Origin of the sequence: Tunturiibacter empetritectus, from assembly GCF_014201375.1 — a bacterium.
Classification (GTDB): Bacteria; Acidobacteriota; Terriglobia; order Terriglobales; family Acidobacteriaceae; genus Edaphobacter; species Edaphobacter lichenicola_D.
Genome location: NZ_JACHDZ010000005.1, coordinates 237313 through 250466, shown reverse-complemented (window position 1 = coordinate 250466; position 13154 = coordinate 237313). Strand labels below are relative to the sequence as shown.

Annotated in this window: 10 protein-coding genes; 5 read left to right on the top strand and 5 right to left on the bottom strand. The window is 58.7% G+C overall.

What is annotated here, in order from left to right; genetic code table 11:
* Positions 1-24: 24 nt before the first annotated feature.
* On the top strand, positions 25-336 hold the full coding sequence (locus HDF10_RS15705) for a hypothetical protein (RefSeq protein ID WP_183814973.1): 312 nt from the start codon (positions 25-27) through the stop codon (positions 334-336).
* Here the strand turns inward: HDF10_RS15705 and HDF10_RS15700 are convergent, their stop codons facing one another.
* A complete protein-coding gene (locus tag HDF10_RS15700) occupies positions 337-1101 on the bottom strand; it encodes a uroporphyrinogen-III synthase (RefSeq protein WP_183814971.1) in 765 nt (254 codons plus the stop codon). It lies immediately after the preceding gene.
* 198 nt (positions 1102-1299) lie between these two features.
* Between HDF10_RS15700 and HDF10_RS15695 the strand changes: the two genes are divergently transcribed.
* Positions 1300-3003, top strand: a complete 1704-nt coding sequence (locus tag HDF10_RS15695) for an alkaline phosphatase family protein (RefSeq protein ID WP_183814969.1) — start codon at positions 1300-1302, stop codon at positions 3001-3003.
* A gap of 50 nt (positions 3004-3053) precedes the next feature.
* Here the strand turns inward: HDF10_RS15695 and HDF10_RS15690 are convergent, their stop codons facing one another.
* Both HDF10_RS15690 and hemC read right to left on the bottom strand, forming a co-directional pair.
* On the bottom strand, positions 3054-3794 hold the full coding sequence (locus tag HDF10_RS15690; RefSeq protein ID WP_183814962.1) for a hypothetical protein: 741 nt from the start codon (positions 3792-3794) through the stop codon (positions 3054-3056).
* A 71-nt stretch (positions 3795-3865) separates the two neighbouring features.
* A complete protein-coding gene (gene hemC, locus HDF10_RS15685; protein WP_183814960.1) occupies positions 3866-4846 on the bottom strand; it encodes a hydroxymethylbilane synthase in 981 nt (326 codons plus the stop codon).
* 211 nt (positions 4847-5057) lie between these two features.
* Between hemC and HDF10_RS15680 the strand changes: the two genes are divergently transcribed.
* Positions 5058-7595 carry an ABC transporter permease gene (locus HDF10_RS15680; RefSeq protein ID WP_183814958.1) on the top strand — a complete coding sequence of 846 codons (2538 nt, stop codon included), beginning with the start codon at positions 5058-5060 and terminating at the stop codon, positions 7593-7595.
* A gap of 76 nt (positions 7596-7671) precedes the next feature.
* On the opposite strand, the gene HDF10_RS15675 is transcribed toward HDF10_RS15680, so the two are convergent.
* Positions 7672-8445: a WecB/TagA/CpsF family glycosyltransferase gene (locus tag HDF10_RS15675; protein WP_183814956.1), complete on the bottom strand. Its 774-nt coding sequence runs from the start codon at positions 8443-8445 to the stop codon at positions 7672-7674.
* 192 nt (positions 8446-8637) lie between these two features.
* Entirely contained in the window at positions 8638-10581 is a 1944-nt protein-coding gene (locus HDF10_RS15670; protein WP_221271782.1) for a glycoside hydrolase family 55 protein, read from the bottom strand.
* A 231-nt stretch (positions 10582-10812) separates the two neighbouring features.
* On the opposite strand from HDF10_RS15670, the gene HDF10_RS15665 reads away from it, so the two are divergent.
* Both HDF10_RS15665 and HDF10_RS15660 read left to right on the top strand, forming a co-directional pair.
* Positions 10813-12039, top strand: coding sequence for a glycosyltransferase family 4 protein (locus HDF10_RS15665; protein WP_183814952.1), 1227 nt, complete (start codon positions 10813-10815; stop codon positions 12037-12039).
* Positions 12040-12233: 194 nt separating this feature from the next.
* The gene (locus HDF10_RS15660) at positions 12234-13115 is read left to right on the top strand and encodes a glycosyltransferase (protein ID WP_183814950.1); all 882 of its coding nucleotides are present in this window, start codon (positions 12234-12236) and stop codon (positions 13113-13115) included.
* The last annotated feature ends 39 nt before the right edge of the window (positions 13116-13154 follow it).

Here is a 13154-nt window from a genome sequence, read left to right as displayed (position 1 = left end):
AGCACCGCCGCGCGGGAGAAAGTTGTGGCCGACTTTCATCTTTATCGCAGTGATGGTGTTTATCTGGGGTATGTGGACGGCAGCTCAATCTGCCGTGGGGACGGTGTGTCTCTGGGCTACATTGCGAATGGGTCTACTTTTCGTGGCGATGGCGTGATGATCGGGTACGCCAAGGGTCGTAATATTCTGCGCAGCGATGGCGTGTACCTGGGCTATATCGACGACAGTGGCAGAATCTTTCGCGGCGATGGGGTGTACTACGGCGGCATCAACGGGACAGGCACTTTGGACCAGGTGGCAGGAGCCGCGCTGACGATGCTGCTGCCGTTGATGTAGTTAGCTCCAGTAGGTGGCGAGAGCGTGGACGAGTGCTCGGATGGTGGGTTCGGCGGCTTCTACGGTGGGCTCGTGGCCGAGGGCGCGGAGGGTTTGGCTGGTGATTGGGCCGATGGAGGCGAGGGTGATCCCGGGCGAGAGGGCTAGGTTGGCGGCTTCGAGGAGAGCGAAGAGGTTGGTGGCGGTGGAGGCGCTGGTGAAGGTGATGGCGTCGGGATAGTTCTCTGGTGCGCTGAAGAGATGTTGAAGCGCGGGGATGGAATCGGGTGGTGTCTCGTTGCGGTAGGCTTCGGCGATGGTGACGGTGGCTCCGGCGGCGGTGAGGGTCTCGGGGAGTGTGTCGCGGGCTTCGGCGGCGCGGGGGAGGAGGAAGGATCTGCCGGGAGCTTCGGGGAGGAGAGCTTCGGCTAGTGATTCGGCGATGTATTGCGGAGGGACCAGGTCGACGGTGAGGCCGATGGCGTTGGCGGCGCGAAGGGTGGCGGGGCCGATGACGGCGATGTGTTTGGGAAGTTGGGTGAGGTGGAGGAACTGAGCTCGGCGATGGAAGGCTTCGACGGCGTTGGCACTGGTGAAGAGGAGCCAGTCGTAGGTGCGGAGGCAGGTGAGGGCGGCGTCGAGGGCGGCGAAGGAGGTGGGCGGGACGATCTCGATGGTGGGGATCAGGATGGTGATCGCGCCGAGGGATTCGAGTTGCGTTGCGAGTTCGGAGGCCTGGTGGCGGGTTCGAGTGATGAGGATTCGTTTGTGGGTGAGTGGAGGCACAGGAGACGATTTTAGTTTGTTTTCTGAGGAGAGGTTTTTAAGGTTTTCTTCAGGATTGACACGGGTTTTACTAAGAATAACTTAAGGTTATGGATCTTATTGCAAGGTTTGTTGACGTGATCGAGTGGCCCTTGTGAATTCATTTTGAGGTAACGTATCGCTGGCTGGCCTCTGCTATCAAGAGTGCGGAGGTTCGTTATGAAAAAGATTTCGATTGCGGCAGCCACTACTGCCGTTGCCCTGGCAAGTTTTTCAACGAATGGGATCGGGCAGGACCCGAATGCGATTAAGCATGTGCTTCTGCTGAGCATCGACGGGATGCATGCGGTGGACTTTTACAACTGCTCGAACGGAATCAGCGGCGTGAACGGCGGTGAACCTTACTGCCCGAATCTTGCCAACCTCAGCCATCGGGGGACCACCTACACGGCAGCTTCGACGACGCGGCCATCCGATTCGTTTCCGGGGATGATGACGCTGGTGACGGGCGCTACTCCGCGGACGATGGGCGTTTATTACGATGTGGCGTACGACCGGTCGCTGGACGCTCCGGCGAAGACTACGGGCAACGGGAATCTAGCCGGACCGTGCACAGCGGGCGCAGCGCCGACGGGTACGACGACCGAGTATGAAGAAGGAATCGATATCGACCAGACGAAGGTGAACGGCGGCGCGCCGGGAGCGGGACTGACGGATGGCGGCCTTGCTTCGATCGATCCGCAGAAGCTGGTTCGCAATCCTGCGGCGGGCTGTGCGCCGGTGTTTCCGTGGAACTTTATTCGCACCAATACCGTCTTTGGGGTGATCCATCAAGCTGGAGGTTATACGGCATGGTCGGATAAGCATCCTGCTTATTCGTCGGTGGGTGGACCGGGCGGACCTTTCCTGGACGACTTCTACGCACCGGAGATTAATTCGAATGTGATTGGGTTGCCGGGAGTGAAGACGCCTGAGGGAGCTTCGTGTGCGACGGTCCGTGACACGGCTGCCGATCTGACGGCGTGGACCAACAGCTTTGACAACATTCAGTGCTATGACACGTTGAAGGTGAATGCGATCTTGAACGAGATTGCCGGCAAGACGCATAACGGCGCCGCGGCCCAGGTTCCTGCGTTGTTTGGCATGAACTTCCAGGCGGTGAGTGTCGGGCAGAAGCTGATCGAGGCGAATGTTGCCAGCGGAGGCTACACGAATGGAGAGGGAGTGCCCACGCAGGAGTTGCTGAAGGAGATCGAGTATGTGGACGCCTCGATTGGGCAGATGGTGACTGCGCTGAAAGATACGGGCAATCTGGAGGACACTGTCATTATTGTTACGGCGAAGCATGGCCAGTCTCCGATCGATCCGAATCTCTATAAAGCGACGCCGGGCAAGACGAGCAATGGCACGACCCCAGCGACGTTGCTGGCGGCGATGCTGCCGGCTTCTGAGTCGCCGCTGGGCGGTGGAATCGGGCCGACGGAAGATGACGTCTCGCTGCTGTGGCTGAAGAGTGGCGCGGATGTGACGGCGGCGGTGAGCACGCTTGAGGAGAACAAGGCCGCGATCGGGCTGGGGCAGATCTACTATGGGCCGTCGGTGGCGCTGAACTACAACAAGCCGGGTCTTGGAGCGGGTCTGGATCCGCGCGCTCCGGACATCATCGTAACTCCGAACATTGGAGTGACGTATACAGGAAGCGCAAAAAAGCTGGCGGAGCATGGCGGCTTTGGGCATGACGATACCAACGTGATGCTGCTGGTATCGAACCCTGGATTTGCGAAGGTGTCGGTGTCGGTTCCGATTGCGACGGCACAGGTGGCTCCGACGATTCTGCAGTTGCTCGGGCTGAATATCAATCTGTTGAACGCAGTGCAGCACGAAGGAACGGCTGTGCTGCCGGGTATTGCACCGGCGCAGTAACGGAAGGACAGAGGGAAACAAGGGGAGATCGGAGGACCGGTCTCCCCTTGCTATTCAACTGCTGCGGGGCTTGCAGATACAGGCTCGGTGGGTTGCGGCGAAGCGGGGGTCTTGTCGATCCACTCCTTCACTCCTTCTACAACATCGCTGACACCTTTGCTGAGCAGGAAGGTAAATGCGACGAATGCGAAGAGCCCGACCTTGCTTAGATCGAGCGCGGGCATGTGGTTGAGGTCGGATTCTTCAAGCAGGGTGAGACTCGACAGAATTGCGATAACGATTTGAGACAGGCCGTAAAAGATCTTTAGATATTTTTTGAACAGGTAGAGAAAGAAGCCTACGAGGAGAAGTCCGGTGCAAAGGATCGAGCGCGCGAGGACGTTGTAGTAGAAGGGATGAGCGGCGAAGTGGCCTGCGAAGGAATGACGAAAGATCAAGTACCAGCAGAGCAGGCTGACCAGGAGGCCGGTCAATGCGGCGATGGTGAGATAGAGCCAGTAGAGGGATCGCTCGCGGGACTTCTGGAATGCGTGAGTCCTTCTGTAGACGAGGAAGAGAACCGCGGCTATCGGCAGGATAAAAAATACGATGGCGTGGTAAACGACGAAGCGCGGGCCTCGCTTTTCGACCCAGCTGAGGTAGATATCGTTCCAGTGAATCTCGGTGGGGACGAGGTGAAAGGCTACCTTGAACAGCAGCCACCACAGCCCGGCGAAAAAAGCCAGGAGGAGCGCGGCGAGAAGATAGAATCGCGGCCTTAGCTTTTCGGGCTTATCAGTTTCCTCTGGCATCGTCGTTTCCATGAAGAACAAACGCGGAGACGTGTGGCCCGGGACCCTTGAGGCAGGATTATCTTACAACGTCAGTCGGCGGAGAGTACTGGGTTGAGGAGGTTGAGGGCGCCTTTGGATTTGAGGTCGTCGGCGACGCGGAGGCCGAGGGTGATGGGATTGGTGTCGGGAGCGGCTTCGGTTTCGACCTGGACCATGGATTCGCCGTCGGGGGAGACGACCTGGGCGACCATCTTCCACTTCCCTTCTTCGTGGAAGCAGTGAGCGCCGATGGGGAGGGAGCAGCCGCCGCCGAGGGCGTCGAGTGTGGTGCGCTCGGCGTCGATGGCGAAGCGGGTGTAGGAATGCTCGAGGAAGGCGATGGCGTTGCGGATGTAGGCGTCGCGGGCTTCGTCGATGGCGTGTTCGGGGCTGCGGGTTTCGAGGGCGAGCGCACCTTGGCCGGGAGCGGGACAGAGCTCGCAGGGGGAGAAGCGCTGGTGGACGGATTCGGTTCGCTTGAGGCGGTCGAGGCCGGCGGCGGCGAGGACGAGGGCGTCGCACTTTCCATCGGCGAGCTTCTTGAGGCGGGTGTCGATGTTGCCGCGGACTTCGACGAAGGTGACGTCGGGGCGGAGGGCGAGGATTTGTGCGCGGCGGCGGGGGCTGGTGGTGCCGATGCGGCCTCCGGTGGGGAGGGTGTGAAGCGCCCAGTAAGGCTCGCAGACCCAGACGTCACGGGCGTCGGCACGTTTGGGGATTGCGGCGAGGGTGAATTGAGGGGCTAGTTTTGTCGGGAGATCTTTCAGGCTGTGGACGGCGAGGTCGATGCGGCCTTCTTCGAGCGCCTCTTCGATTTCTTTGATGAAGATGCCTTTGCCGTCGAGGTTCGGCGGGGGGACGAAGCCGGGTTGCTGCATGCGGTCGCCGGTGGTGCGGATGATCTCGAGCTCGACGTGGTAGCCGGCGTCGCGGAGGGCGTAGAGGATGTGGTTGGCTTGCCAGAGGGCGAGTTGAGAGCCTCGGCTGCCGATGCGGATTGGATTGCGGGGGTTATTGTGCTCGGAACTCATGGTCTTAACTAGGATACGGGATGATGGGCGAGCTGGTTCGCTGATGCCGGTGGTTTGTGCCCGGGTTGAGGAAAAGCGGGTTCCTCCGCTTCCCCTTCGACTTCGCTCAGGGTCGGGTCGGAGTGACGTTGTTGAGGGGGCAAGTCTATTTTTTTGGAACCAAGTTCGCACTGCAAGCGTAAGTGCCTGACAGACACAAGCTGGAGGGTTCATGCAGGATATCTGGGTTGCGCTGCGTCAGTTCTACAAGTCGCCGGGCTTTGCCATCACGGTTGTGCTTACGATTGCGTTGGGAATTGGGGCAAATACGGCGATCTTTACGCTGGTGCACGCGATCCTGATGAAGTCGTTGCCGGTGGCGGATCCCAAGACTCTGTTTCGCGTGGGCGACCAGGATGATTGCTGCGTCAATGGAGGCTTTATTAATGACAACGGGGACTTCGATCTTTTCTCTTACGAGTTGTATAAGCATCTTCAGGAGACGACGCCGGAGTTTGAACGACTTGCGGCGATGCAGTCTGGCGGAGAGCAGAAGACGACGCGGCGAGGCTCGGAGCCGGCAAAGTCTGAACGGGCGCAGTATGTTTCGGGAAACTTTTTTACAACGTTTGGGATTGGGCCGTTTGCGGGACGTGTGCTGACGGATGCGGACGATACGCCGGGTGCGGCTCCGGCGGTGGTGATGAGTTATCAGGCGTGGCAGTCGGACTATGGCAGCGATCCGAAGGTGGTGGGGTCGACGTTTTATCTGCAGGGTCAGCCGGCGACGCTAGTGGGGATCGCTCCGGCGGGATTCTTTGGGGATCGGATCAGGAGCAATCCACCGGCGTTGTGGATTCCGCTGGCGATGGAGCCTGCGATCGAGGGAAAGAATTCGATTCTGCATGTGCCGGATAGCAACTGGCTCTATGCCGTAGGGAGGCTGAAGCCGGGAGTCAGCATCACCGCGTTGCAGGACAAGATGTCGGGGAGCTTGAGGCAGTTTCTTGCAGCGCAGCCTAACTACTCTCGCAATGGTGGGTCGACGATTATTCCGAAGCAGCATTTGGTGATCGTGCCGGGTGGCGCGGGGATTCAGAACCTGCAGAAGGAGACGGGCAAGGGACTTTATCTGCTGATGACGATCTCGGGGCTGGTGCTGCTGGTGGCGTGCGCGAATGTGGCGAACCTGCTGCTGGCGCGAGGAACGACGCGGAGGGCTGATACATCGGTGCGGATGGCGCTGGGTGCGGCGCGAAGCAGATTGATACGGCAGATGTTGACGGAGAGTCTGCTACTGGGGTGCGCGGGTGGGCTGGCTGGACTGGCGGTGGCTTATGCGGGGACGCGAATGATTCTGGCGCTTGCGTTTCCTGACTCGCCGCAACTGCCGATTGCGGCGAGCCCTTCGCTGGCGGTGCTGGGGTTTGCGTTTTTGCTGTCGCTGCTGACGGGAGTGGTGTTTGGAGTGGTGCCGGCGTGGATTACGTCGCACTCCGATCCGGCGGAGGCGTTGCGGGGCGCGAACCGCTCGACGCGAGATCGGGCGTCGCTGCCGCAGAGATCGTTGATTGTGTTTCAGGCGGCGCTGTCGCTGGTGCTGCTGGTGGGCGCGGGGCTGCTGACGAAGAGCCTGCGGAATATGGAGCATCAGAGCTTTGGGATTCAGACGGCAAACCGATATGTTCTGCATCTCGACCCGGCGGGCGCGGGGTATACGCCGGAGAAGCTAGCGGCTTTTTACCAGACTCTGGAGCAGCAGCTTGGATCGCTGCCGGGAGTGCAGAGCGTTGGGCTGGCGCTTTACAGCACACTTGAGGGGAATAACTGGGGCGAGGGTGTGTTTGTTGATGGGCGTCCGGCGCCTGGACCGAATGACCATAACAACTCTTCGTGGGATCGGGTGAGCAACCACTTTTTTGAGACGGTGGGACAGCCGGTGGTGCGTGGACGCGGATTTACGGATCAGGATACGGCGACGTCGCAGCTGGTCGCTGTGGTGAACCAGGCGTTTGTGAAGAAGTTTTTTCCGAAGGAAGATCCCATCGGGAGACACTTCGGAGTCTTCGAACAGAAATTCTCGACTTCGTTCGAGATTGTGGGCATTGTGGCCGATGCCAAGTATCAGAATCCGCGCGACGAGATGAGGACGATGTATTTTCGTCCGCTGACGCAGACAATGACGGGGCTGACGGATCCGAATGAAACGATGGCTGAGGGACGCGGGCTCTATATCAACTCGGTGACTCTCTTTTTTAAGAGCGCGCCACAAAATCTTGATGCAACGGTGAGACGAACACTGGCTAATATCAATCCTGATCTGACGGTGCTTGACCTGCACTCGCTGGACTACCAGATAGCCGACAACTTTACGCAGGAGCGGCTGATTGCGAGGCTGACGATGTTGTTCGGTGGGCTTGCGCTGGTGCTCGCTTCGGTGGGTCTCTATGGAATCACGTCGTACCAGGTGGCGCGAAGAACGAGCGAGATTGGGCTGCGCATGGCGCTGGGAGCAGACCGCGGAGATGTGGTACGAATGGTGATGCGGAGTGCGTTTGTGCAGGCTGGGCTGGGGCTGGTGATTGGAGTGCCCATTGCGATCTTTGGAGCGAGGGCGATGGCCGATCAACTGTATGGCGTGCGCTCGTATGATCCGGTGAGTCTGTTGATTGCGGTGGCCGTGCTGCTGGGATCGGCTACGGTTGCAGGATTTATTCCTGCTCGGCGGGCTGCAAATATTGAGCCGATGACAGCGCTCCGTACGGAGTAGATGGGCTTGATTGCACGCAACACGGCTTGATTGCACGTAACACTTTCGGCGTGAGGCGAGTGTTTGCTCTTTTTCTCTATACGGAGAAGCGTTTGAGGCGGGATAGTTGCAGAAAGCTTAGCCAGATGAATCTTGGATTGTTGATGAGGTATCGACGCCACAGACGCTTCGGCTCTTTGATGAGCCGGTAGAGCCACTGGAGGCCGGACTGCTTCATCCAGTCGGGAGCTTCGGCGAGGTTGCCACTGAGGAGGTCGAACGCTGCGCCGACACCGACCATCAGCTTTACCGGCAGGCGTCCGTTGTATGCGGCCATGAAGCGCTCCTGCTTGGGTGTGCTAAGGCCGCACCAGAGGATGTCAGCCTGTGACGCGGTCAGTTGAGCGCGCAGATCTTCCTCCTCTTCGGCATTGAGCGGACGGAAGGGCGGCGTGTAGGTGCCTACGATCTGAAGGCCGGGATAGCGGCGGGTGAGTTCGGCGCCCAGCTCTTCGGCGATGCCGGTTCTGCCTCCGTAGAGGAAGTGACGGTAGCCGCGCTGGACGGAGAGCTCGCACAGATTCAGCATGAAGTCCGGACCGTAGACGCGGGTCATGTGCTTGAAGCCGTGGAGGTGGCCGAGCCAGACGGTGGGCATGCCGTCGGGGGTTGAGAGAAAAGATTTGTTGAGGATGGTTCGGAAGGCTTCATCTGATTGTGCTTCGATGATGCCGTGGACTCCTGTGACGCAGATGTACCCGGATTGGCCACTGTTCAAAAAGGACTCGCTATGTTCCAGTGCGCTTTTCATGGAGAGTGCACTGATTCCGACACCAAGGATGTTGACTCTTGGCGGATCGGCAGAGATCATGATCGCTCCTTGACGAAGAAATTGACGTTCAAGTCCGTGGTGTTGCGGGTTGCTGAGAGTCGTATGCTCCATGGGATAGAGCGCTTTGAAGGACTCCCCTGAGTTGTTGGCACTGTTGATGGCTCGAGTATACGAAAGTCGTTGGAGGCTGTCGACCTGACGTGCAGCTCGACAGCACTCCCTTGGACTCTCCTATTTGTAACCGATGAAGAGCGGCATTCGAAATGGATTGCTGTTGGGTGAGGTGATGGATTTTGTCACACCGGAACGTGTCTCCTGCACCTGGATCGCGTATCCACAGCCTGAGCAGTAGACCGACTCCTTGTACATGTACGACACCTGCGCGTCGGTGGAGATGAAGGCTGCCTGCGAGGTTGGAACAGAGGTGGATGGATAGATGAGGGAGCCGAGGAGCTCTGTCTTTCCGCCTGAGGTGGTGTTGATGACGGTGCCGGCGGCTTCTGTCTTGAGACCGAAGATCCAGAGCGAGGCCCCGAGGTTTGAGATTTTGGTTCCGTTCAGTTCATTGTCAAGCTGGCGTGCCCAGACCTGCTGGCCCTTCTGGACGGTCAGGCCGGAGATGCCGATGTCTTCGAGGAAGAGTTTGCCGGCACCAGCGTAGGCTGCGTAGTTGTTGATGTGGGCGTCCTTGAGAACGATGGGACGGCTGCCACGATGATCGATCTTGATACCGTAGCCGAACTGCTCAATGATGAGCGGCTGGGTGGCGTTGCTGGTGACGACGAATCGAATGCCGCCGCCGTTGGTTCCCGAACCGAGGTTGACGACGGAGGAAAAACCTACGATGCGGTCGACGGTGTCAGGAACGGTGACGTCGGTCTCGTTGGAGGAGAAGTACTGGCCGAAGGGAAAGTAGACGGTGTGCTTGCCGCTGTTGAGTACGGCCTGGAGGCCTGAGGTATCGCCGTACCACTTGGGGGTGAAGACGGCCCAATCGGTGAGGCTTGAGCTGGTGAAGGAGGGTGTCTCCTGAACGGACAGATTCAGACCGATGGTGTTGATGGTTCCGGTGAGTGTGCTTGGGGTGCCTACGAGGAGATGCGAGATGGTTCCCTTGGTGAGGGTAGGAGTGGAGGTGCTTGAGTCCTGCAGGGTCGCCTCGTAACCGGAGGAGGAGACATTTCTCAGGAAGAGGTTGCTGTTGGTCTGAATGGCGGGGACCGTATCGACTCCGCCAGAGAGGCTGCCGTCGAGCAGGATTACGAAGCCGCCGGCGTTGGTGAGAGCGGGAACCTTGTTGGTGCTGGTGAGGCCGCGAACGCTGATGGCTTGATTGCTGTTGCGAATGCCGGCGATGTTTTGGTTCTGGAGGGTGATGCCTTCCATGGTTATGCTGTACTCGGCATTCTTGAGGTCGATGCCTACGTCGAAGCCTTGCACCTCGGTGTTGCGGATCATCATGGGGCCGGCCCATTGCCTGGTGAGATCAATGCCCGCGTGACCGGTTCCGTCTTCACTCTTGATCAAAACATCGTGGATGGAACCGACATTGTTGGAGACATAACTGAGCGCTGTTGCGCCTGAGTTGCCGGAGCCAACGGAGAAGCCGAGGTCCCAGATGCTCTGACGGAAGGACTGGTTCCCTTTCGGGGTTTGGATGAGGGGCTTGGGAGCGGAGGAGTTGTTGAAGCCGCTGGAGCTGGGGGCGAGACGAATGATGCTGCTCGAAGAGCCGGAGCCTTGCAGCGTGACACAGCATCCGTTCCATTGCAGCGTGTTGCTGACAAGATAGGTGCCGGGTGGGAAGTAGAGCGCTTTGGGGAGGCCGTTGTAGTCCCCGGCGGCATTGGATCGGCCGTCGGAGAGAGCGCTCTGAATGGCTGCGGTGTCGTCGGTTACTCCATCGCCGACCGCTCCGTAGGATTTGACGGAGGTCATGAAGCCAGTGGGAAATGTGAGTGTCCCACTGAGAGTAGCGCCGGACAGGGAGAGGGGTTGCGGCGCGGCTGTGCCGCCCTCGGTGATAGGGATGGTTTGGCCGGAGCAACCCACCATGATGAGAATACAGAGCAGGCTGAGGACGCTGATGGATGTGCGCAGGAGGGCGCGGCACCGGAAAACTTCGCTGAGCAGAGAAATCCCAGCGTTACGGGGAGGGGGAGGGCATATTCTCATATGCAAATACTTGCATATTTAGTTGCAGGTCACAATAGTACGAAAGTATAGCATCGGCAAAACGTGACAGGCGCGTGGCCAGTGACGGAACGCATGCCACGATCGCTAAGGTAGCTAAGTGCCTCTAATTTCTTATGTCTGTAGACTATCTTTGCGGGACTTGAACGATCGTTTGTTGCCATGGAAGTAGTGATTGCTGCGAAGAATGTGAAAAAGAATTTATAAGGTGAGATGGTGAGCTCCCGGATGAATGTTTTGCTTTCGGCTTATGCGTGCTTGCCGGACTCTGGTTCGGAGCCTGGAAACGGATGGAATTGGGCGATGCACCTCGCGGAGCGTGGGATCAAGGTTACGGTGCTGACGCGCGGTGAGGGACGGGAGGAGATCGAGGCGTACCAGCGCGATCATCCCAAGTCGAACGTGAGCTTTGGCTATGTGACGGTACCGATCAAGCTATTCAAACCGGGGAGCGGGATTCACTATGCCCTTTGGCAGATGCTCGCGGTGGGAGTGGCGAAGGAGCTCAATCGACAGCAACGGTTCGATGTGGTGCATCACGTGACCTACACGAGTATCCATGTGCCGACGCAGTTGTGGCGTTTGGGCGTGCCTACTGTGTTTGGGCCTGTGGGCGGAGGACAGACGGCTCCGCCGGGCATGCTCGAATACTTCGGACCCAGCAGACGGTCGGAGGAGCGCCGGACGCTTTTGACGAGAGCGCTTCCCTACTCTCCGTTTCACAGACGCTGGCTTGCGAAGATGAGCAGGGTGCTGGCTGCAAACGATGACACGCTGAAACTGATACGAGAGATGGGCAGGCCGGACGTGCAACTACAGTTCGACAATGGAGTCGGGGTCGACTACCTGGCGCCGGGGCCGCGAAGTTTCCAGGGCAGCTCTGCTGTTCGCTTGATCTGGGTGGGGAGGATGCTGCCGCGCAAGGCGCTTCCGATGGCGCTCGATGCGCTGACGAAGGTGACGCACGACTGGATGCTGACGATCGTCGGGAACGGTATGGCCGAGGCCGAGGTGAGACAGATGATTGCTGAGCGGGGGTTGACGGGCCGTGTCTCCTGGGCAGGAAGGCGTCTGAGTTGGGATGAGGTGCGCGCAGCTTATCAGGAACATGATGCGCTGCTGTTTACGAGTCTGCGCGAGACCTCGGGTGTGCAACTGCTGGAGGCGATGGCGCTCGGACTACCTGTGATTACTCTGGACCTGCATGGGGCGCGAGATGTTGTCCCTGACGATGCCGGCATCAAGGTTCCTGTTACCACTCCTGCGCAGGTGGTGTGTGCGCTGGCATTGGCGATCGACCGATTTGCTTCGATGAGTGTCGAGCAGAAGAATGCAATGTCACGTGCGGGTTGGGAGTTTGCACGCACGAGTACCTGGCCCATGCGGGCCGCGGCTGCCGAGCTTCTCTACAAAGAAATTTCGGCAGGAGATGCGAAGTAGCACCATAATGGTTGCCCGTCGGGAAACGTTGACACAGGGCGGCTTGCCATAGAGACTCAACGTAGACGCGATCGAGATCTTCTCCTTTTGGCCGAACACAGCGAGAGCTCTCGAGACGCGCGAACCAATCGCCAAGTTCTACTTCACGATGTACTGGGAGATTCTCATTGGCACTCCGCACCGCGAGGGCTGGCTTGTCTACAAGGTCTGTTGAGACGTGGCTTTTTTTCCTGAGGCATGAGACCAAGCTTACGAAGTTTCACCTGACGCGGCTGCGTCTTCGCAACGAACGCTCGAAGGCTTCGGTGACGGCGCCGGGGGGACCGGTGGTTTCGGTGACCACTTACGGGGATCGCCTGCGTACGGTTCATCTGGTTTTGGAGTCGATCGCTGCGGGATCTGTGCTTCCGTCGAGGATGATCTTGTGGGTGGATAGTGAAGAGGCGTTTGCGAATCGAACGGCTGGTTTGCAGAGGTTGGTTGATCGGGGTCTCGAGATCTGCCGGAGTGAAAACTTCGGGCCACACACCAAGTATTATCCGTATCTGTTGTCGACCGATACGTTTGAATCGGCGCTTGTGACGGCGGATGATGACCTACTCTACAACGAGTGGTGGCTAAAGGGCCTGGTGCGAGCGAATCGCGAAGACCCTGGGTCGGTGAACTGCTATCGAGCTCATCGGGTGAGGCTTGAGAAGGGGGCGATCGCTCCCTACGTGACCTGGGGAAGATGCAGAACGACCGAGCCAAGCTTTCTCCATTTTGCGACGGGAGTCTCAGGCTGCATCTATCCTCCGTCGCTGCTACGGAGATTGAAGCTTGCGGGATCTGAGTTTGTGCGGCTCTGTCCGAAGGCGGATGATGTGTGGCTGCATGTGAATGCGTTGCGAGCGGGAATGCGGACCCGGCAGGTTTGGGACCGTCCGCTTCGGTTTCCTTTCGTTCCAGGGACGCAGGGCAGCGGGCTTTACCACTCCAATGTGCTGCTGGCACGTAATGACGAACAGATTCGCCATACGTATACCGCCAGCGATATTGCTGCTCTGGAGGCGGCCGCACAGGTGGGTTCGAATTAATTCCTTGTTGCTTGAACAACATGCATTTGTTGCTTTATC